Source organism: Saccharopolyspora soli, assembly GCF_022678645.1.
Lineage (GTDB): Bacteria > Actinomycetota > Actinomycetes > Mycobacteriales > Pseudonocardiaceae > Saccharopolyspora > Saccharopolyspora soli.
In genome coordinates this window covers 138,362-157,908 of sequence record NZ_JALBWV010000014.1, presented here as the reverse complement: position 1 = coordinate 157,908, position 19,547 = coordinate 138,362, and the positions used below count along the sequence as shown (strand labels likewise).

Below are 19,547 nucleotides of genomic sequence, written 5' to 3'. Positions count from 1 at the left end.
CCCCCCCCCCCCCCCCCCCCCCCCCCCCCCCCCCCCCCCCCCCCCCCCCCCCCCCCCCCCCCCCCCCCCCCCCCCACGACCAGGTTGTTGGGTTCAGCTTGGCCGTGGGACGTCCACGCAGACCGTGCGGCCCGGCGCGGGCTCCGAGTAGGCCAGTGGCATCGGAGTGCCCGGCGCGCAGGCGCTCTCGGTCGCTTCGCCGTTGATCATCCGCGTTACGACGGCCCCTGCTGCCGCGCAGTCCGCCCGCACCGGCCCGGTGGCACCCGCTCCGACGAGCAGTCCGTCGAAGCACTCGCCCTCTTCGGCGTTCAGCATCAGGCAAAGCGCGAACTCGTCCCGACCGGTTTGCTGGTAGCGGTCGTACCGGTCCGTCGGACACGCGGCGGTCGGGCTGGGCAGCTCGGCGGCGACCTCGTAGACCGCGTCGGGGTCAGCGCAGTCGAGCGTGCCCACCTCGACGTCGGCTGGCGATCGGTTGATGAACTCGATGCAGTCGCCGACCGCGACGTCGGCCAATGTGTTCACAGTGGACCCCGAGCTCCCGGACTCCTCGGGATCTCTTGCGGATGCGCTGGTTTCCGCGGAGCCGGTGGTTGCCGACTTGGCGTCCCCTTCGATCTCGACCGTGCACGACAGCAGGCTGCCGAACACGGCCACGACGACAACGATCTTGACGACCCGGTGCATGTCGCGCACCCTAACCAGACTTTCCGGGACCGCTCCCGAGCTGAACGCGACGAGTGATGTCGGAGGCTTTCCAGGGTTTCGAGGATGACCTGGATCCGATCGGCGTCGATGCGCCGCAGACGTTCGGCCAGGTTGGGTCGCACGTGCGCGGCGACGGCAGCGGTGGTGCGCGCCCCGTCCTCGGTCAGTGCGACGCGTGACCGCCGCGAGTCGTCAGGGTCGATTCGCCGCTCCACGAGGCCCGCCTTCGCGACTTCCGCACCTACTACTACGAAACGGCGCTCTCCGGCTTCGAAACCAACCTCGCGGCGCTGGAGAACTTCGTGCCAGCCGAACAAATCCTGTTCGGCACCGACTTCCCCGCCGTGACTCCGGGAGTAGCGGCCTGGTACACGAAGAACGTCGACGCCTACTTCGAAGACCGCCCAGAAATGCACGCGCAGGTCATGCACACCAACGCGCACGCGCTGCTGCCCCGGCTCTCCGCTCGGTAGGCCCGCGAACATCGATGCCCAGCCCTAATTCCACATAGGACGCGTCCCGATGAGCAGGGCCGCCGAACGTCAGGCTGTGTTCGCCTGGTCGGTTTCGGCGGACTGGCTTGGCTCTTCCGAGTGGGCTCGGCTGTTGGGCGCTACCGCTGAGTTGAGGACGGCGGTGTTGGGCACTCTGATCACGCCGTCGTCGCCTTCCAGCGTCAGGTAGACGAGGCCCATCTCGGTCACGTACCCCTCAAGCGGCCCACCGAGGGAGCCCGAATGAACCGTCAGGTGATCACCAACGGTGAACGGCCTGGAGATCACGAGCATCAGGCCCGCGAACACGTTGCCGAGCGACTGCTGCGAGGCGATACCGATGATGACACCGGTCACGGCGCCGCCGAGCAGGAGTTGGTCGACCCGAACGCCCAGTTCGTCGAGCGCCAAGATCGCGACGGTGGCGTAGCCGACGATGGAGATGGCGAGGCGGATCGCCCCAGCGTGGCTCGCGCTCAGCCGGATCCGGGTGCGGCGGCCGACTTCCCTGGCGATGTTGTGCACGGCGATCATGCCCAGCGCGGCGAACAGCACGGCGCCGCCAACAGCGGCGGCCTTCTGCAACGGCTGGCCGTCGCGGAACAGGGCCGCGGGATTCACCGGGGTGGCCGCCACGAGCATCACGAGCGCGAGTGCGGACGTGATGACCGCGCGTTTCGCGCTGGGTGTGAACCGGCGTGGGTTCAACGCGGTCTTGAGGTTCCATCGCCGACGACCACGGACCGCACCGTTGTCCTTCGAGGTGTCCATGGGATCGGATTCTGGCGTGCGCCACTCACGCGATCAGGTGGTGGGGGGTCTGCTTTGCGCGAATTCGGGTTTGGCAGGCGGTTCCGATGCTCACAGCGCTGGTGCTGTGTGCCGCAGCTGCTTCCACCCGAGGATCGCGAGGACTCCCACTGCGGCGCAGGCGATCCAGAAAGGTGTGAGCAGGCCGAAGGTGCTCGCCAGCAGGCCGCCGAGGAGGGCTCCGAGTGCTGCTCCGCCGAGGTCGGCGAGGCGGTAGGTGCCGGTGACCCTGCCCAGCAGATGCGCAGACGTGACGCGCTGGCGCACCGTGGCCGCCGCCGATCCCCACACCACGCCGTGGACGCCGAACAGCACCATCGTCGCGCCAGCGATCCAGGGATTGGTGGTCAGCGCCAGCACCGCGTAGGTCAGAGCCTCCACGATCAGAGGTCAGCGCGAACAGCAACCACGGCAGTTGCTGGGCGGCGAAACCACCGGCGACTGCCGTGGGATCGCTGCTGATCGACGCGACCAGTAGTGGGCCAGCCGCCAGCAGGGCACCGTCGCCGGTGTTGGTGACCGCCGATGCCCACCACAACCGGACGAAGTCGGAGCCCAGCGGCGTTGCGGCGCGCAGCAGGCGCGCACGAAGAGAGGGGAACAGGGGAATTGATGCGGGTGGTGGCGGGCGAGGTCTTCGTCTTCGACGACGACCACAAGATCACCGAACGGCGCGCCTACCTGGTCCAGCTCAAGGAGAACGACTACAGGTGAGGCACGCCGGACCCGGCCGACGAACTGGGACGTCGGCCGGGAAATCGGCTGGTCGCCTATGCCCGCGGACGTTCCAAGCGCGTGCCCGGCACGCAGCGGTAGGCGGACTCGTCGTTCGCGTCGCCCCACCCGGTCCACCGGGCCACGAACGGGTACATGCAGATCGGGCGGGTCTGCGTGACCTGCCCGTCGTCGACCCGAGAGGCCTCCAGCGTCCGTGGTGCCTTGCCGCCTTCCACCCACTTGACCAGCGCGCCCAACGGATCAGCTGGCGCGGGACCAGCACCACCTCCGCAGTGACCGACACCCGGTGCCAGGAACAGCCGCAGGAACTGTTGGGTCCGACCCGAGCCGAGCCGGTCCTGCACCCGCTCGTAGTAGTCGACCGTGCCCTGGAAGGGCACGCCGAAGTCGGCCTTCCCGTGCCACAGCAGCATTTTCCCGCCAGCCTCCTGGAAGGCCGACAGGTCCGGGGCGTCGGCGCCGAGCACGTCGGAGTACATCTGGTCCGCCTGGTCGAAGAACGCCTCGAACGAGCGGTAGGTCAGGCTGGTCCAGTCGAAGGACCGATCCTGGGCGAGGAAGAGGCTGAACCACCACAGGTCGTATTCGAACGGTTTGCCCACGAGCCGACCATCCACCTCGACGGTGTCGTTCAGGCCCGCGAACGGCGCACCGGGCGCTAGTCCGTACCAGAGGAAACCACCGTCGGCGCGCCTGGGGCCTTCGCCGATCTTGCGCATGACGTCCACGTCAGCCGCGGTGATCGGGCCGCACGGCGTCTCCCGGCCGATGAGCGCGGCGGGGTCGAAATCGCAGGCGAGCGGCTCGCCGATGACACCGTCGCGCACCCCGTCACCCACGGTGTCGCACGCGTCGACCATCGCCGTGACCGCTGCCTCGAACTTGCAGGGCGCGACCGGGTTCTGCTGCTCCAGCATCACGATCTGCCCCCACAGCTGGCCGGTCTGCATCTCCGGGAAGTTGATCACTGGCGCGCCCGCGAGGATCCCGTCGTACTCGTCGGGATGGCGCTGCGCCTCCATCACCCCCTGCCGACCTCCCGTCGAGCAGCCGTTGAAGTACGAGTAGGCCGGGTGCCGTCCGTAGTACGCGGCGACGACCGCTTTGCCCGCGGTCGTCATGTCCTGGATGCCCTCGTGCCCGAAGTCCTCGATGCCCGGCCAGTTGAGGCGGCCGTGCTGGTCCAACGCGAACTCCGCGGAATTGCCCACGTGGCCGGTGTCGGTTGCCGCGGCCGCATACCCGGCTCGCAGCGGATCGATCAACCGCGCGGGGTCGCCGCCGAGGAAACCGCCGCCCCCGACGCCCTGGAACCTCCCGTTCCAAGTCCGAGTCGGGAGGTAGACCCACACCGTGACCGCGCCCTGATCGACCGGATCGGCGACAGTCAACGTGACTCGGCAGGAGGGCGGTGTGGTCGCATCCCCCGGATCCTCCACCGCCGAGTCGACCGTGGTGCGCGGCAGGGACAACCCCATCAAGCTGCCGCAGGACTTGGTTGGTGGGTAGGACGCCTCGCGTTCGGCGGCACTGCCACCCGAGGCCGAGACGACGACCAGGCTGGCGGCCAACGCCGCGACGAACGCCACCGCACTGCGCCTGGGAAACCGGAAACGTCGATGTGACCGCATTCGACCGTGTCCACCTCTCTGCAGACCACCACCGGTGTCGAACGGCACCAGGCACACATCCGGCGGAGACCTCGATCCGGACGCGCAGGTCCAGCGCACCGCGCCACACCGCCTGGCGACGACCGTCGCACATGTCGCGCTCGCGATCACAGCTGCTTGCGTCACAGGTTGGCTACGACAAATGTCGCTGCCCCAGCCGACTTGGACATCCGCCCCGACGTGCCGGCATTGCTGGCGCGCGAGCTCGTGGTGTCGGAGGTCAGCCCCTGAGATCACGGTCCGGCCCATCGGCTCAGCCTCCAGGCTGACGGAACTACGACTCCGGGATACCCCAAGACGAACTGCTGAGCTGATGTGCGCTGACCCGCACCACCGCAAGACTGATCAACGTCGAAAGGCGAACTTCCACTTCTACCGCAAAGGAATGCTCCGATGAACTTCCCGTTCGCAGCCACCGTCGTCGCCCCGGGCACCGAGTCCGCCTGGGGGCTGGGGGTCATCGCCGTGACCGGTCTTGCCGTCCTGGCCTACGTCGTCTTCTTCGTCGGCGCACTGATCAGCATCCTGGGCAGCAGCCAGAGCTTCGGAATGAAGGTGGTCTGGATCATCTTCGCCTTCTGCGCGCCGTTCCTCGGCCCGCTCCTGTGGTTCCTCGTCGGGCGAAAGCAGGACGTGCGGACCCCGGCCTGACGCCTTCACCCCGACCCTCGGTGCCTACCTCGCCCATATCCAGACCCGATCCGCCATACACTCCACTGTGGACACGATCAGATCGGAACTGGTTTAATCCGTGCGGAATGTTCGCCGCTTCCGCCTCGGATTGATCCAATTGACTGGAAACCACTGGAGTTCTTTGAAGATCGACCCGCACGACTGCGGACCCGAGACACCGTGCCAGTCGAATCAAGCGCCGACGTGGCCGGACTCGATCACCTCGATCCCGACCGGATCTCGTTCGTCATCGTGCCCGGCACCACGGTGGGGGGCGCCTTCGAAATCACCGCAGCGCTGCGTCGCCGCTTCCCACGGCTGCGTGGGCAGCATCCCGACGAGTTCTCGGAAACCACGCTGCTCGATCGACTTCGCTGCTCGCTGCGGGGAAAACCTCATCTGATTTCGCCGAGCAGCGAGCTGATGTCGACAGTGCTGGTCGTGTCGACAACGAACAAGGGGCCGCCGAGTCGGAGCGGGCCCGGGAATGTCTTGCGAATGCGGTCGACTCGCGCCCGGAAGCGCGCACAAGCGACTTCGACGTCGCAATCGCAGTAGACCTCGATGAGCCTCGCGTTGAGCTGGCGCAGCCGATCAGGTGCCGAGTCGTGGTGCCACCAGTTGTCCAGCACAGCACGGTTCGCACTCGCCGCCACAGCGAGCAAGATCTCGTCGGCAGATCGACTCAATCGATGCCGCCAAGCATGATCACCCACACCAAGGGAATCGAACAAGGCCTCAAGGATGACGTCCTTGCTGATCACCGGCATCGCGAGCCCATCTCCCAGAGCAGTCGACAACGTGCTCTTCCCGCTGCCCGGCAGGCCGGACACGATGATGAAGCTCCTCGAACTGGCGCATCCGGCTGGTTGGCGGGTCACTGGCTCGCCTCCTCCTGTTGCGGTGCAGTCTCTTTCATGTCGTGCGTCTTTCCCGCGCGTCGGTGTCTAGTTATGCTAGACGCGTGGTCATTGATGAGCGGTTGCTGCGCCGGGCGCGTGACGCCGGTGCCCGTTGGGCAGCTTCGCGGGAACTCGCCGAACTCGCCAAGAGCGACTACCACCAGGCCGTCCGGCGGCTGCATCTGACCGGCGCTTCCATGCGGGAGATCGCCGAGGCCCTGGAGATCAGCCACCAACGCGTGCATCAGATCGTCGAAGCCTCCGGCGGCACCGCGGGCTGGAAACCTCGCCAGGAAAGCAGCGCCGACATGGCATGCACCTTCTGCGAGGCCCCCAAGAGCGCGGTCGGCAAGCTCATCGCTGGCCCCGGCGTGTTCATCTGCGACAGCTGCGTCGCCCTAGCCCGCCAGGCCGTCCACGGGGCCGACGAGGTCGCCGCGCCACGCACACCACTCGCCCCGCAGTCCCAGGCCAGCGCACTAACCTGTTCGTTCTGCGACAAGCCCGGCAGCCAGGTCCGTCGGCTCGTCGCCGGTCCCGATGCGCGCATTTGCGACGGTTGCGTGCAGTTCTGCGATGAAGTCCTCGCCGCCCAACCCGGCTGAATTCGGATATTCCCAACAAATAAGGCAGGTTTCGAAGCCGCTCGCGGCGCGGATTTCGGGCTTCACCGCTCGGCGGCGACGGCTGGGCCCTAGGCTCACGCGCGTGTTCGACCGCCTGGAGCCTGCGAGTGAGGGTTCCATCCGGTCCCGACGGTCGCCCCGGAGGAACCAGAATGACAGATGAGGCAAAGTACGAATTCGATCCCAGGAGCTTCTTCGCATCGTCCGACGTCGATTCCAACGGGGTGCTCGACCGCAATGAGATCACGGCGTTGCTGCTGAAGTACCTCAACGAGCTTTCCCAGCACGGTGGGGCCGAGGACCTGGTGCGGGAAGTCGCTGACAAGATCGAGCAGACCGTCGAAACCCTCATGCAGCAGCTCGACAAGGACGGCGACGGTTACGTCACCTACAACGAGTTCCTCGATCGGGCCGCCCAGTCAGGGCTGTTGAAAACCCGCCCGGAGCCAGCACCCGATCAGAGCTAGCACAACGACGAACAGCACCCCGGCGCCAAGCTAGGCCGGGGCGTGGGCCCAGCCCACTGCGGTCTTCTCACCGTGCTGGTTCTCCACCCACACCTCGCTTTCCAGATGACGCCGTCCCTCGTGGTCAACGGAACCCAGGACGGCGCCCTGGGCCGTCACCTCGTCTTCTACGTAGAAGGGGTGGACGAACTTCACCGACAGGTGGCCGTCGGTGATCCAGGCAGCACCGTGGAAGGCGGTCAGCATCTGGGCGAGGTAACCGACCTGCTGCATGGCCTGCGCGACGGTGCGATCCATCCCGGAACGCCGCGCACCAGCCAAATCGGTGTGGATGTTGGAGAATCCGCGCCCGCCCCAGGAGAACACGTACATCTGCTCCTGGGAGATCTGCTTGGTCACCGGGACGATGGGAGTGCGCTCGGCGAGGTCGAACGACGCCTTCGACGCGGGCTCGACGTCCAGCTGCTCGCCCGTGACGACCCGCGATGGCCGCGAAGCCGTGGCGCGGCCCACCACATCCGCCGCCCGCACCCGCATGATCTCGGTGCCGCGGTGCCGGATGAGCAGGCGGCCGTCGTCACCCCGCGCCTCCGCTTCCATCACGACGTAGCCCTTCCCGCGGCGCGTGAAGGTCGCCACGTACTGACCGCTCAGCGTCACCTTCTCGCCGATTCGGATGAGCGAGTGAAAGGAGAGGTCCTCATGGGTGTGCAACCCCTGGGCGGTGTTCCCGTCGTAGACCGAGTAGAAGAGGAAGAGGAGCTCGTTCGACAGCACGGCCGGGTGGGCGGCTGGCCGCCCGTGCTCGTCGACCAGCCAGCTGGCGTCGTCCTGGGCGAAGGCGTAGTTCTTCACCATCCGCTCGTCGACCACAACTTCGAAGGGGCCGAATCGTTCCGGAATCTCGATGTTCTCGAAGACGGCTTCCTTCGTCCCCGTCCACCACTTCGCGGTCTGCACTACCGGCCTCCTCATCGATGGTTGTCGGTGCCCGAACGCCGTCACGGATCACGGCACCAGATGCGATGATTGACTAGATATCTAGACATTTAGTCTGCGGCAGGCCCCGCCGGGTGTCAAACCTGATACGACCTGGTCACTCCCGGCGTGCCGAGTCGTGCCAAGCGGGATTTGCCAAGCGCAGTCCCAGATCCGCGGCTCCGCACAGGCGGGGGGCCCACCCCTCAAGCGTCGAGGCGCACGACGAACGGGAACTCCGGCCGTGTCCAGCTGCAGGCGTATTCGACGGTGCGACCGGCTTCGTCGTGGGTGGTGCGGTGGGCTTCGATGAGCGGGGCATTGACCCTGACATCGAGCCAACGCGCCAGTTCCTTGGTGGCGGGCGAGGCGGTGATCTCCTGGTCAGCCCAGCTCACAGCTACGCCGCAGCGTTCGGCGAGGGTGCGGTACAACGAGCCGTCGATGAGGTTGCTCCGCACTAGTCCGGGCGCGACCGCGCAAGGGATCCAGGAATCCTGCACGGCCGCCGGGGTGTCGTCGACGGTGCGCAGGCGGACCAGCTGCACGGCTTCATCGGAGGCGCCGAGGCCCAGGACCTTCGCGATGTCGCTTGGTGGTTTGAGCACTTCGCGGCGGAGCTCGATGGTGGTGACGGCGTCGACATTGCCAGCGACGTCGTCGCGGAACGGCCCGAGCCGGTTTAGCCGCCGGGACCGGACGCGCTGCGGGGCGACGAAGGTCCCGGAACCTCGACGGCGCACCACGAGCCGGTCCCGTTCCAGCGCGTCGAGGGCCTGGCGGACCGTCATGCGGCTGACGCTGTACTGCTCGGCGAGTTCTTTCTCGCTGGGCAGGCGGGTTTCGGACGATAGCGCGCCGGTGGTGATCTGCTCGACCAGATCAGCTCTGATGACCTCGTACATCGGGCGCGTGGCCACGGCGGGATGCTCCTAGGAATCGTGTCGGATGACCGGCACGGTCGGCCAGTGCCAGGGTACCTCCCGGCTGGCCGATCCGGACCGAGGTTGCCGCAGGCCCGGTCAAGCGCCGCCCGCAGTGGGTGCGTGGGCGAGAACCGCCCCGCTGGCCGGGGTGGTGGCGCGGGCCCAGCCGACCGTTGTGAGCTCGCCGTCGGCCCGACGCACCCAGACCTCGACATCGATGGCGATCCGGTCGTCGGCGAGCGGTGTGACGGTCTTGACGGCACCACCGACCTCAAGTGGTTCGAAGACCTCGACGGGGTTGACGAACTTGACCCGCAACCAGCCGCTGGTGAAGAAGTCCGCCCCGAAGAACCGGGTGAGCATGCCAGTCACCAAACCGCACTGCTGCTGGCCCTGGACGATGGGGATGCGCAATCCGCCCGCGCGTGCCACGGCGAGATCGTTGTGGGTGTTGCGAACGTACTCGCCCGACCGGGAGAAGACCGATGCCTGTTCCTGGGTGATGGTCACGCGCACGACGGGCAGCGGCGCCCCGGACCGCAGCGAGGGGGTGCCGATGATGGCGGTGGGCGCGGTCTGGTCGTAGCTCCCGTCGACCCGTCCAGAACCGCCTGCCGCGGAGGTCTGGCCGCGACCCGCGACGTCGCCGGGTTGGGTGCGCAGGATCTCCACCCCGCGGTGGCGCAGGATGCTGCGCCCGCCGGGGCCGGTGGCCTGGGCTTCCATGACGACGTAGTCCAAGCCGCGCCGGGTGTAGGACTCGACGTAGGCGCCGGAGAGGGTGACCTCGTCATCGAGGCGCGCCGGGCTGTCGAACCAGAGCTGCTCCTCGGTGTGCAGGCCGACGGTCTGGCTGGCGGCGTAGACCGTGGTGAACAACTGGACGAGGTCGTTGGACAGCAGACCGGCGTGGGCGATCCGGCCGTCGAAGGGACTCCCGCCGAAGTGCCACGGGTAGTAGTCGTCCTGGGTGAACGCGTATCGCTTGATCTTGTGGTCGTCGATGAGAACCGTTGCCGGGCCGAGCTTTTCGGGGATTTCGAGGTTTTCGAAGATCGGCTCTTTCAGCCCGGCCTCGTGGTCGACTCCCCGGGCCACGAGCCTCGGGTCGGTCAGGTCGCGCCAGGTCATGTGGTTCCTCTCCTTCGCTTTCGAAGCTTGTCTCGGACCGGGTGCGCTCAGCGGTCAGATCACGCCGTCGGCCCGCATGCTTTCGAGCCGCTCGGCGGTGAAGCCGAGGAGTCTGCTGTAGACGTCCGCATTGTCCTCGCCGGGCAGCGGCGGAGCCTTGCGGACGGAGCCGGGGGTTGCCCCGAGCTTGATGGCCATCCCCGGCAGGGTGAGGGTGCCGAGCTCCGGGTGCTCGACGTCGATCATCATCTCGCGGGCGCGGACCTGCGCGGAGTCGCTGGCCTGGGCGACGGTGGCGACCGGCGCGTACGGAACACCCGCTGCGGCTAGTTCCCCGCCGACCTGCTCGACGGTGCTCAGCCGGGTCCAGCCCCGAACGATGTCGTCGAGCGCCTCGACGTTGGCGAGCCGGTCGTGCTGGCCGGCGAAGCGCGGGTCGGACGCGAGCTCCGGCCGCCCCATCGCCTTGGCGAGGCGGGGGAACAGCGCGTCGGTGCCCGCGTGCAGGTAGACGTGGCCGTCCGCAGTCGGAAAAGTGTTGGCTGGCACGGTGATGTGGTCGCGGTTGCCACTTCGCCCGGTCTGCTGGCCGAGCATTCGCCAAGCCGAGGGCAGGGTGCCCATGCAGGCGAACAGCGCGTCCAGGCAGGCGATGTCGACGTGCTGACCTTGGCCGGTCCGGGCGCGGGCGGCGAGCGCCAGCATCGTGCCCATCACGCCGTGGAAGGCGGCGATGTGGTCGGCCACGAACGCGCCCGCCATGGTCGGCTCACCGTCGGCCTGCCCGGTCATGCTCATCAGCCCGGACGCGGCCTGGGCGATCGCGTCGAACAGCGCCCGATCCCGGTTCGGCCCGGTCTGCCCGAACCCGGAGATCGAGACCAGGACGGTGCGGGAATTGATCTCGTGGATGCGCTCCCAGCCCAGTCCCATCGCATCGAGCGTGCCCGGACGGAAGTTCTCGACGACGACATCGCTTCGGCGCACGAGGTCCGCGAGGACCTCCAGCGACTCGGCGTGCCGGGTGTTGAGCGTGATCCCGTACTTGTTGCGGTTGTAGTTGAGGGTGTAGAGGCTGTGGCCCTGGTAGTGGGGAACGTGGCGGCGCGAGTCCTCGCCGCCGGGGCGTTCGACCTTGATCACTTCGGCGCCCATGTCGCCGAGGATCTGGCAGCACAGCGGGCCCGCGATGAACCGGGACAGGTCGAGGACCCGGATCCCGCCGAGCGGCGAGATGTCGGACTGGTCGGGGGTTGTCGGCATGGCGGTGCTACCTCCGTCGAGGTCTCGGCAGTTCGCGGGCAGGAGATCGCGCCAGGAACCGGGCGACGTCCTGCGCCGATGACGTGTCCACTGTGGTCGGGTAACCCGCCCCAGCGGGCGGTGGCGTCCGTCACGAACGTTCCCGGCTGATCGGCAGGGCGTGCTGATCGCTGGTCCCGCCAGCCGTCTCGATGTCGAGCCGGTTGGTCTCCGGAGCCCGCCACGCGCAGATCAGGCCGATGAGCATGAACCCGGCCGTGACCGCCGCGACCGGCCAGGGGCGGCCGTCGGTGGCGACGAGCAGCGCGGTGGAGGCGGCTGGCCAGAACCCGATCAGGACGCTGGGCAGCTGCGCGGCCAGCGAGACGCCGGTGTAGCGGACTTTGGTCCCGAACAGCTCGGAGAAGAACGCTGGCTCCACCCCGTACATCGGGCCGACCGACACGGTGTACATCCCGACGTAGATCAAGAACATCAGCGGGACGGAGTTGAGGTCCAGGACCGCGAAGAACGGGAAGATGAGGACGAGTCCGGCCACCGCGCCGAACATGAACACCGCCCGGCGCCCGAAGCGATCGGAGCAGGCACCGGCGATGTAGTAGCCGAAGACCGCGAGGATCGCCGCGACGGTGCCAGCGAGCAGCACCTCGGTCTTCGGCAGCTCCGTGTAGGTCGTGGCGTAGGTCAAACCGATCGTCAGGATGATGTATCCGGCGAAGACCTCTCCGACCCGCATGCCCATGGCCAGCAGCAGCGGCCTTCGGAACCGCCGCAGCACCTCGGCGAGCGGCAACTTCTCCTTGGCGTCCTGCTCGGCTTCGACGGATTGCTGCGCGGCCTGGAAAGCAGGCGTCTCGGTCAGCTTGAGCCGAATGATCATGCCAGCGGCGATCAGGACGGCGCTGAGCAGGAAGGGGACGCGCCAACCCCAGGACATCAGCTGCTCCTCGGGCAGGGTCGACACCCATGCGAAGATCCCGGTGCTCAGCACCAGCCCGACGGCGTTGCCGACCTGCGGGAAAGACCCGTACGCGCCGCGCTTCCCGGCTGGCGCGAACTCGACGGCCACCAGCGAGGCACCGCCCCACTCACCGCCGACCCCAAGGCCCTGCACCAGTCGGCACAGCACCAGCAGGATCGGCGCCCAGAGCCCGATCGTCTCGGTGGTCGGCAGCAGGCCGATGATGAAGGTCGCCGTCCCCATCATCAGCAGCGTCGTGACCAGGGCGGCCTTGCGGCCGATCTTGTCACCCAGGTGCCCGAAGACGATGCCGCCGACCGGACGTGCGAAGAATCCGACGCCGAACACGGCGAACGCGGACAGTGTCCCGATCACCGGGCTGTTGCCCGGGAAGAACAACTTGCCGAACACCAGCGCGGAGGCTGTCCCGAAGATGAAGTAGTCGTACCACTCGACGGCAGTCCCGACGAGACTGGCGACCGCCGCGCGACGGGCGAGCGTGCGGCGTCCCACCTCGGTCGCCGCGGTCACGCCGTCGCTGGTCGCTTCGGGCGTTCCCCCGCCGGTCGGGGAAGCGGGTGCAGGGTCAATGGACATTGCCGACTCCGTTGTCATGTCGGTTCAGACGGTCACATCTGAAGGGTTGGACGTCCACCGGGCAGGTCCTGGGGAGTTCGCTGGTGCTGTCGTGCAACACGCGGTGGGCTTGGCGGCCCGGACATCAGCAGCGAACCAAAAAAGACTAGACAACTAGTCTTTGATGCGTACAGTAAAGCCATGCCGCGCGAACGGCGTCAAGGGGCAACTTCGACGAGGTGGTCCGGCGCCGCTCCGCGGGAACAGGTCAGCGACAGGCGGTGTTCCGCTGTTCGGCAAGAGGCCGGGAGGTGCTGGCACGTGGGGCGGACGGCGTGGGATGTCGACCGTTGACACCCTCGCCGATGACTGCGTACGGTCATAAATCTAGTCAACTAGACTTTTATCTCGACTGCCAGCCCGGACCGTCGGCGTTCCTGCGCCGCTGCGCCTGACCAGCACGATCACGGCCTCGCGTCGCCTCGGTGGACGCCTGGCCTGCTCACCGTGAACCGAGAGGGATAGTGGAATGTCGGAGAAGATCACCGGCGGTCAGCTGGTCGTGAAGGTGCTCGAATCGCTCGGCGTCACCCACGTGTTCGGCGTCGTGGGTGGACAGACCCTCGCCATCACCGACGCGATCATCGACACCCCGTCGATCGAGTTCGTGCACACCCGGCACGAGGGGGCGGCCGCGGCCATGGCCGACGCGTACGGCCGACTGACCCGCCGTCCCGCCGTCGCGATCGCGACAACCGGGCCGGGCGCGACCAACCTGCTCACCGGCGTCGGCGGCGCGTTCCGCGACTCCAGCCCGGCGATCATCATCACCTGCAACAACCACGGCGAGAACATCCACAAGGACGACGCGCAGAACGCCGACCACGTCCAGATCTTCGCGCCCTTCACGAAATACGCGCGGCTGGTCGCGCACGGCTCCGCGATCAAGCAGGCCGTGGAAGAGGCGTACATCAACGCGATGACCGGCAACCCCGGCCCGGTCCACCTCGACTTCGCGCGCGACACGATCGAGCAGGTCGTCGACAACCCACCCGCGCTCCCCCGGATGCACCCCTCGCGATCCTGGGTCGGCCACCGGCCCGTTCCCGCCCCGAAGCAGATCAGCGCCGCAGCGCAGCGGCTGCTCGCCGCGGACAAGCCCGTCATCTGGTTGGGCAACGGCGGCAACCGCGCCCGAGCAGCCGATGCGGTGCTCGACCTGGCCGACGCCCTGAACATCCCGGTGATCACCACCTTCAACGGCATGGGCGCGGTCCCCACCACCCACCCGCTGGTCTTCGGTGCGCTCTCCCGGATGGGCACCAACCTCACCACGCGCGTGATCGGCGAGTCCGACCTGGTGCTCGCCCTGGGCAACAGCCTCAACGCGGTGTCCACCGGCCGGTGGCGCCTGCGCCTGCCCGAGGTCATCCAGGTCGACATCGACCCCGCGATGATCGGGCGCTACTACGCCGATGTCACCACCGGCGTGGTCGGCGACCTCGCGGCGTTCAGCAACGACCTCGTCGCCGCCACCGCCGATCGAGCCACCGAGGCCAAGTCGAAGCGGAGCGGATGGATCCAGTCGTTGCAGCAGGCCGAACGGGAGTGGTGGGACCTCTCCGCCTCCCTGGAGCCGGAGAACGAGGGCACCATCTCACCCGCGGTGGTCGTCCGCGCGCTGCGCGATGTCACGCCGACCGACACGGTGCTCATCCCGGACGCGGGCAATCCGGGCGTGTGGTCGTTCCTGTGGGAGATGGAGAAGCCCTACCGGTACATCAAGCCGGTCGGGTTCGGGAACATGGGCTTCGCCCTGCCCGCCTCCATCGCCTCGGTTTCCGCCGAGCCGGACCGACCGGTCCTGGCCCTGATCGGCGACGGCTCGCTGGGCATGAGCCTCGGCGAGCTGGAGACGCTGGCCCGCAGGGGCGGCCCGGTCGTGATCGTCGTGCTCAACGACTCCAGCTACGGCAACATCCGCCAGGAGCAGGTCCTGCACTTCAACGGCCGCACCATCGGCGTCGACTTCCACGACGTCGACTTCGCCCAGGTCGCCAGGGGCATGGGCCTGGCCGCCGAACGGGTCACCGACGTCAACGACCTCGTCGCAACGGTCAAGGACGCCTTCGCCAGCTCCCAGCCGTTCGTCATCGACGTGGTCCTCGACCGCGCCGCCAACGCCTGGACCTATCCGGCGTTCGTGCCGTTCGAGGCCGCCGCGCCGACACCGCGGCAGGACGCCGACTGACTCTCCGGCCGCCGGACCACGCGACCGGTCCGGTCGCGTGGTTGGCTGCGGCACCGGCCGGTCAGCTCATCCAGACCGGGAACACCGGTCGGCCAGGGAAGGAAAACTGATGTCCGGATCGCCCAGCCCGCTCGACGGGGTGAAGGTGCTCGATCTCTCGCGGTTCATCGCCGGGCCGAGCTGCGCGCAGGTGCTCGCCGACTTCGGTGCGGAAGTCGTGAAGATCGAGCGGCCCGACGGGGAGGACGCCCGCCACCACGAGCCGTACTACCAGGGCGAGAGCGTCTACACGATGCTCTACAACCGCAACAAGTACGGCGCCACGCTCGACACCCGACACCCGCGAGCGCTGGCGATCCTGGAAGACCTGATCCGCTGGGCCGATGTGGTCGTGGAGAACTACCGGCCCGGCACGATCGAGAAGATGGGCATCGGCTACGCGCGGATGGTCGAGCTCAAGCCCGACATCATCCTGGTCTCGATCTCCGGGTTCGGGCAGACCGGCCCGCTGTCGAAGCGGGCGCTGTTCGACGCGATCGCGCAGGCCGCGTCCGGGCTGATGGCGATCACCGGCGAGCCGGACGGCAAACCGACCCTGACCGGTACCTACATCGCCGACTACGTCACCGGCTACCAGGCCGCGATCGGCACGTTCGCCGCGCTCATGCACAAACAGCGAACCGGCGAAGGGCAACGGGTCGACGTGGCCTCCCTGGACGCCATGTTCGCCACCCTCGGCACCCGCCTGATCGCGCACCTGATGCTCGGCATGGACATGCCGCGCAGCGGATCCCGCGACCTGCTGACCGCCCCGGTCAACGTCTACCAGGCTCGCGACGGCGACATCTACATCCAGGCGGGCACCAACGGGCTGTTCCCGAAGCTGTGCCGCGGCATCGGTCGCGAGGACCTCCTGGAGGTCCCCGAGCACCGCACCGTGCCGGGCCGGATGGCCAACCAGGCGGCCCTCGAACAGGCCGTGGCCGACTGGGCCGCCACCCGCACCTGCGAGGAGATCGCCGCGGTGCTCGATGCCGCCGGGATCCCGTTCTCCAAGGTCGAGACGATCGCCGACATCGCCGCCTCTGACCAGATCGCGGCCCGCGAGATGATCGTGCAATCCGAGCACCCCGACCTCGGCGCGATCCGCCTGCCCGGCAACCCGGTGAAGATGGACAAGACCCCACCCACCGTCCGCAAGGCACCACCACTGGTCGGCGAGGACAACGAGCACGTCTACCGCAACATCCTCGGCCGCACCGACGTCGAGCTGAAGGCGCTCGCCGACGACGGCGTCATTTGACCCCGAACACCGCCGCGCGGTAGCACGACGATGCCGGTGCGGGTCGTGGACCAGCCGATTTCGCGCGAAATCGCCCACCAACCCGCAGCGGTCGAGTCCCACAGCCACTTCGAAGAGAGGCTCCAAGAATGCGCAGGGTCCGATGACCACAGCCGCCAGCGGCAGCAGCGCCGCCACCGCCGCGTGCGGCGGCACTGTCGTCGCGGTCGATGTCGGCACCTCCGCGGTTCGCGCCGCGCTGGTCACCGCACGGGGCGAGGTCGCGGTCAGCTCGCGCGTCGAGCGGGCCTCGGTCGGCGGCGAATACTTCGACGCCGAGACGCTGCTCGAAGAGGTCCGCTCCGCGATCGCCGCGCTGGCCGACACCGACCGCGCCCCCGGCCCACGGCCCGCGCCTGCGGCGATCGGGATCTCGGCGCACATCGGCACTGTCGCTGTCGACGCCAACATCCGCCCGGTCGAGGCCAGCGGCGGTTGGTCGGACCAGCGGGGCATCCCCGAACTGCACGCGATCGACGAGCGGTTGCAGACCAGCCTGCTGCACGCCGCGCGACGGCCCGCCCTCACCGGAGGTGCCCTCGCCTACGCGCTCGCGCTGGCCAGCTCCCCCGATCTGGCCAGGCGGGTCCGCCACCTGCTCTCGCCGAAGGACTTCCTGATCGCCCGGCTCAGCGGGGAAGTCGTCACCGACACCGTCGACGCCGCCTACACGCTCATCTCCGACGTCACCGCCCGCGCGTGGCACACCGCCGTGGCCGAGGCACTCGGCCTCGACACGGCCTGGCTTCCCAGACAGGCCGCGCCGTCGGAGATCGTCGGCAGGCTGAGCCGGGCAGCGGCCGAGTCCTGCCGACTCCCGGCCGGTACGCCCGTGGTCGCCGGTGGCCCGGACGGTTCGGTCGGGATCGGCTTGCTGCTGGGCTCGAACGCCGCCGCCATCGCCGATGTCGCTGGCACGACCGACGTCGTCGGCCGCCTGATCGACCACCCCGATCAGGCGCCGGCCCAGGCCATGGTCAACCCCGCGCTGGTCGCCGAGCGCTGGATAGCTGGCGGCGCGAGCGGCATGACCGGTGGCGCTGTCGCCCAGTGGCGGTCGCTGGTCGGCGCGGTCGACGACAGCGAACTCACCAGGATCCCGCCCGGCGCCGATGGACTGCTGGTCCTGCCCACCATGACCGGCAGCAGGTTTCCCCGCTGGCGGCCCGCGGACCGCGGCGGAGTCATCGGGCAGCGCCCCGAGCATTCCGCGGCACATCTGCTGCGCGCCGCTCAGGAAGGTGCCGCGTACACCGTCCGGGAGGGCATCGACCTGCTCGATTCCCCGGCCCTGGGCGCGGCCCGGCTGCCGATCGTTCTCGCTGGCGGCACGGCCCGTTCGCGGACGACCGCCCAGTTGCGCGCCGACGTGCTGCACCGCACCACCCTGGTGTGCGCCGAACCCGAGGTCACCCTGCTCGGCGCCGCCGCGTTGGCGCTGGTCGGCTCCGGACTGGCCCACGACCTCGACGACGCCCGCGCTCGGATCGCCTGCGAGTTCCAACAGCTCGATCCCGCCCACGAACGGGCCCTGCACTACGACGCGCTGTACGCCGCTTGGCGTGCCGCCCGCGAGGCCGCCGACCGCGCCGACACCGCAGGCACTCACATCCCCTGAGCTGGCCGCGTCGTGCGCAGGCGCGACTGGACGGCATCTCAGGAGCGGCGGTAGCGGGCTCTGAGGTGGAAGCGTTCGCCTTGCGGGCCGAGGATGCTCAGGTATTCCACCGGTCGGGAGTCGGCGTTGCCGAACCAGTGCGGGAGATGGGTGTCGAATTCGGCGACCTCACCGGCGGTGAGGACGAGGTCCTGATCGCCGAGCACCAGGCGCAATCGTCCATTGAGGACGTACAGCCAGTGGTAGCCCTCGTGCGATCGGGTTTCTGGTTCCAATTCGTCCGAACTGGCCGGGAGGATCTGCTTGAACGCCTGCAGCCCGCCGGGTTTGCGGGTCAGCGGGATGACGGTCATGCCGTTGCGGACGATCGGCCGCGGATACACCCGTGGGTCACCGCTGGCCGGTGCGCCAACGAGTTCGTCGAGCGGCACCTGGTAGGCGCGCGCCAGGGGCAGCAGCAGTTCCAGGCCCGGCTTGCGGTGTCCGGACTCCAACCGGGACAGGGTGCTGACCGGAATACCGGTGGTCTCCGACAGCGCGGTCAGGGTGGCTCCGCTGCGGCGGCGCAACTCGCGCAATCGCGGGCCGACCGCGTCGAGCACGGCGTCGAATTCGTCGCTCATGCTGCCATTTTGCAGTTTCCGCAAAGATCTTTGTCAACCGGTTGCCGGTGCGGGCAGGTTGGTGTCGGAGGTGGTCGGCGCGGCCCCCTCACCCGAATCGGAAGCCCGCAGCTGCGAACACATCGCGGGCGACCGGTGCCACGGCATTTGATCCACACCAGGAGCGAAGATGACGAACCAACAGACCTGGGACGAGCTCTACCTCAGCCGTGACCAGCTATTCAGCGGCGCACCCAACGGGGTGCTCGTCACCGAAGTCACCGACCTACCGCCAGGGCAAGCGCTGGACGTGGGATGCGGCGAAGGCGCCGACGCGCTCTGGCTGGCCCGGCTCGGCTGGCTGGTCACCGCGGCCGACATCTCCCGGGTCGCCCTGCAACGCGCCGCAGCCGCGGACACCACCGGCCGCGTGGCGTGGACGCGCTCCGACCTGACCGCCACGCCACCACCCGCCGGTGCGTTCGACCTGGTGTCCGCCCAGTACTTCCCGCTCCAACACCAGCCCGACCACACCGCGCTGCGCGGCCTGCTGGCGGCCGTCGCGCCCGGCGGCACCCTCCTCATCGCCAGTCACGACCCGGCCGACCTACCGCCAGACCGCGACCACGGCTTCGACCCGAACGACTACTACCTGCCCGCCGACATCGCCCGGTTCCTCGACGACAACTGGACCGTCCAGGTTCACGAAACCCGCCCGCGAACCGCTCCGGCGCCTGCGGGCACGCACCACGCACACGACATCGTCCTGAGGGCACAACGCCTGCGTTGAGCGGCGAGCCGCAGCGGTT

Annotated in this window: 20 protein-coding genes and 1 pseudogene; 9 read left to right on the top strand and 12 right to left on the bottom strand. The window is 68.5% G+C overall.

Annotation, left to right across the window (positions count from 1 at the left end; all coding sequences use genetic code 11):
- Positions 1 to 93: 93 nt before the first annotated feature.
- Entirely contained in the window at positions 94 to 690 is a 597-nt protein-coding gene (locus MOQ72_RS13505; RefSeq protein WP_242183713.1) for an LppU/SCO3897 family protein, read from the bottom strand.
- Between the two features lie 56 nt (positions 691 to 746).
- Between MOQ72_RS13505 and MOQ72_RS13500 the strand changes: the two genes are divergently transcribed.
- Both MOQ72_RS13500 and MOQ72_RS13495 read left to right on the top strand, forming a co-directional pair.
- Positions 747 to 890: a hypothetical protein gene (locus MOQ72_RS13500; RefSeq protein ID WP_242183712.1), complete on the top strand. Its 144-nt coding sequence runs from the start codon at positions 747 to 749 to the stop codon at positions 888 to 890.
- 75 nt (positions 891 to 965) lie between these two features.
- Positions 966 to 1,184 (top strand): annotated as a pseudogene (locus MOQ72_RS13495) (amidohydrolase family protein); the annotation flags it as partial.
- Positions 1,185 to 1,253: 69 nt separating this feature from the next.
- Here MOQ72_RS13495 and MOQ72_RS13490 read toward each other — a convergent pair.
- From MOQ72_RS13490 to MOQ72_RS13480, 3 genes are all read right to left on the bottom strand, one after another.
- Positions 1,254 to 1,976 (bottom strand): mechanosensitive ion channel domain-containing protein, encoded by a 723-nt coding sequence (locus MOQ72_RS13490; protein ID WP_242183710.1) that lies wholly within the window; start codon positions 1,974 to 1,976, stop codon positions 1,254 to 1,256.
- A 90-nt stretch (positions 1,977 to 2,066) separates the two neighbouring features.
- On the bottom strand, positions 2,067 to 2,396 hold the full coding sequence (locus MOQ72_RS13485; RefSeq protein WP_242183709.1) for an MFS transporter: 330 nt from the start codon (positions 2,394 to 2,396) through the stop codon (positions 2,067 to 2,069).
- A gap of 389 nt (positions 2,397 to 2,785) precedes the next feature.
- Positions 2,786 to 4,342 (bottom strand): tannase/feruloyl esterase family alpha/beta hydrolase, encoded by a 1,557-nt coding sequence (locus tag MOQ72_RS13480; protein ID WP_242183708.1) that lies wholly within the window; start codon positions 4,340 to 4,342, stop codon positions 2,786 to 2,788.
- A gap of 474 nt (positions 4,343 to 4,816) precedes the next feature.
- Between MOQ72_RS13480 and MOQ72_RS13475 the strand changes: the two genes are divergently transcribed.
- Positions 4,817 to 5,074: a PLD nuclease N-terminal domain-containing protein gene (locus MOQ72_RS13475; protein ID WP_242183707.1), complete on the top strand. Its 258-nt coding sequence runs from the start codon at positions 4,817 to 4,819 to the stop codon at positions 5,072 to 5,074.
- Between the two features lie 213 nt (positions 5,075 to 5,287).
- On the opposite strand, the gene MOQ72_RS13470 is transcribed toward MOQ72_RS13475, so the two are convergent.
- Together MOQ72_RS13470 and MOQ72_RS13465 are read right to left on the bottom strand one after the other, a co-directional pair.
- Positions 5,288 to 5,494, bottom strand: a complete 207-nt coding sequence (locus MOQ72_RS13470) for a hypothetical protein (RefSeq protein ID WP_242183706.1) — start codon at positions 5,492 to 5,494, stop codon at positions 5,288 to 5,290.
- The gene (locus MOQ72_RS13465) at positions 5,491 to 5,928 is read right to left on the bottom strand and encodes a P-loop nucleotide/nucleoside kinase family protein (RefSeq protein WP_242183703.1); all 438 of its coding nucleotides are present in this window, start codon (positions 5,926 to 5,928) and stop codon (positions 5,491 to 5,493) included. The genes MOQ72_RS13470 and MOQ72_RS13465 overlap by 4 nt, the downstream gene beginning before the upstream one ends.
- 131 nt (positions 5,929 to 6,059) lie before the next feature.
- Here MOQ72_RS13465 and MOQ72_RS45180 point away from each other — a divergent pair, with 131 nt between their 5' ends.
- Both MOQ72_RS45180 and MOQ72_RS13455 read left to right on the top strand, forming a co-directional pair.
- A complete protein-coding gene (locus MOQ72_RS45180) occupies positions 6,060 to 6,602 on the top strand; it encodes a ClpX C4-type zinc finger protein (RefSeq protein ID WP_242183702.1) in 543 nt (180 codons plus the stop codon).
- Positions 6,603 to 6,775: 173 nt separating this feature from the next.
- The gene (locus tag MOQ72_RS13455) at positions 6,776 to 7,090 is read left to right on the top strand and encodes an EF-hand domain-containing protein (RefSeq protein ID WP_242183700.1); all 315 of its coding nucleotides are present in this window, start codon (positions 6,776 to 6,778) and stop codon (positions 7,088 to 7,090) included.
- Between the two features lie 30 nt (positions 7,091 to 7,120).
- On the opposite strand, the gene MOQ72_RS45175 is transcribed toward MOQ72_RS13455, so the two are convergent.
- From MOQ72_RS45175 to MOQ72_RS13430, 5 genes are all read right to left on the bottom strand, one after another.
- The gene (locus MOQ72_RS45175) at positions 7,121 to 8,050 is read right to left on the bottom strand and encodes a hotdog family protein (RefSeq protein WP_242183698.1); all 930 of its coding nucleotides are present in this window, start codon (positions 8,048 to 8,050) and stop codon (positions 7,121 to 7,123) included.
- 224 nt (positions 8,051 to 8,274) lie between these two features.
- Positions 8,275 to 8,988, bottom strand: coding sequence for a GntR family transcriptional regulator (locus tag MOQ72_RS13445; RefSeq protein ID WP_242183697.1), 714 nt, complete (start codon positions 8,986 to 8,988; stop codon positions 8,275 to 8,277).
- A gap of 102 nt (positions 8,989 to 9,090) precedes the next feature.
- A complete protein-coding gene (locus MOQ72_RS13440) occupies positions 9,091 to 10,125 on the bottom strand; it encodes a MaoC family dehydratase (protein WP_242183696.1) in 1,035 nt (344 codons plus the stop codon).
- 54 nt (positions 10,126 to 10,179) lie between these two features.
- Entirely contained in the window at positions 10,180 to 11,388 is a 1,209-nt protein-coding gene (locus MOQ72_RS13435) for a CaiB/BaiF CoA transferase family protein (protein WP_242183695.1), read from the bottom strand.
- 130 nt (positions 11,389 to 11,518) lie between these two features.
- A complete protein-coding gene (locus MOQ72_RS13430) occupies positions 11,519 to 12,946 on the bottom strand; it encodes an MFS transporter (RefSeq protein WP_242183694.1) in 1,428 nt (475 codons plus the stop codon).
- Between the two features lie 508 nt (positions 12,947 to 13,454).
- Between MOQ72_RS13430 and MOQ72_RS13425 the strand changes: the two genes are divergently transcribed.
- From MOQ72_RS13425 to MOQ72_RS13415, 3 genes are all read left to right on the top strand, one after another.
- The gene (locus MOQ72_RS13425; protein ID WP_242183693.1) at positions 13,455 to 15,176 is read left to right on the top strand and encodes a thiamine pyrophosphate-binding protein; all 1,722 of its coding nucleotides are present in this window, start codon (positions 13,455 to 13,457) and stop codon (positions 15,174 to 15,176) included.
- Positions 15,177 to 15,285: 109 nt separating this feature from the next.
- Positions 15,286 to 16,479 (top strand): CaiB/BaiF CoA transferase family protein, encoded by a 1,194-nt coding sequence (locus MOQ72_RS13420; RefSeq protein WP_242183692.1) that lies wholly within the window; start codon positions 15,286 to 15,288, stop codon positions 16,477 to 16,479.
- Positions 16,480 to 16,621: 142 nt separating this feature from the next.
- Positions 16,622 to 18,136: a xylulokinase gene (locus tag MOQ72_RS13415; RefSeq protein ID WP_242183691.1), complete on the top strand. Its 1,515-nt coding sequence runs from the start codon at positions 16,622 to 16,624 to the stop codon at positions 18,134 to 18,136.
- Between the two features lie 38 nt (positions 18,137 to 18,174).
- Here MOQ72_RS13415 and MOQ72_RS13410 read toward each other — a convergent pair whose 3' ends face one another.
- On the bottom strand, positions 18,175 to 18,759 hold the full coding sequence (locus MOQ72_RS13410; RefSeq protein ID WP_242183690.1) for a helix-turn-helix domain-containing protein: 585 nt from the start codon (positions 18,757 to 18,759) through the stop codon (positions 18,175 to 18,177).
- 169 nt (positions 18,760 to 18,928) lie between these two features.
- On the opposite strand from MOQ72_RS13410, the gene MOQ72_RS13405 reads away from it, so the two are divergent.
- Positions 18,929 to 19,528, top strand: a complete 600-nt coding sequence (locus MOQ72_RS13405) for a class I SAM-dependent methyltransferase (RefSeq protein WP_242183688.1) — start codon at positions 18,929 to 18,931, stop codon at positions 19,526 to 19,528.
- Positions 19,529 to 19,547: the final 19 nt, after the last annotated feature.